The organism is Bartonella sp. AA86SXKL (genome assembly GCF_042196885.1).
Genome location: NZ_JBHIRE010000265.1, coordinates 420 through 782, shown reverse-complemented (window position 1 = coordinate 782; position 363 = coordinate 420). Strand labels below are relative to the sequence as shown.

The window sequence follows — 363 nt, the reverse complement described above, 5'->3', positions numbered from 1 at the left end:
GTCGTTTCCTGGTATGGGGCATTTTAATAGCGGTGTTTGGAATGCGGCTTGTTTTTCCGTTGTTGGTAGTTGCTATTGCTGTTGGCATTAATCCAATTGCTGCAGTAAAATTAGCAATATGGGAACCACATCACTATGCCGCAGTCTTAACAGATGTTCATCTGGCAATTGCGGCTTTTGGAGGTACTTTCCTCATGATGGTTGGTTTGAAATATTTTTTTGATCCTGAAAAAGAAGTACATTGGCTCGTTTTTATAGAGAGGCCAGCTCAAAAGCTTGGGGCGCTTGTTGGAATTGATATTGCAATCGTTTTGGTTTTGATATTATTCTTTTCAGGGCAGGTCGTAACAGAAGATAAAATGG

Annotated in this window: 1 protein-coding gene; it reads left to right on the top strand. The window is 40.5% G+C overall.

Annotated elements, in window-relative coordinates; translation table 11 throughout:
• The coding region (locus ACFIO5_RS11440) for a DUF475 domain-containing protein (RefSeq protein ID WP_375705474.1) at window positions 1-363 on the top strand (363 nt) is incomplete at both ends.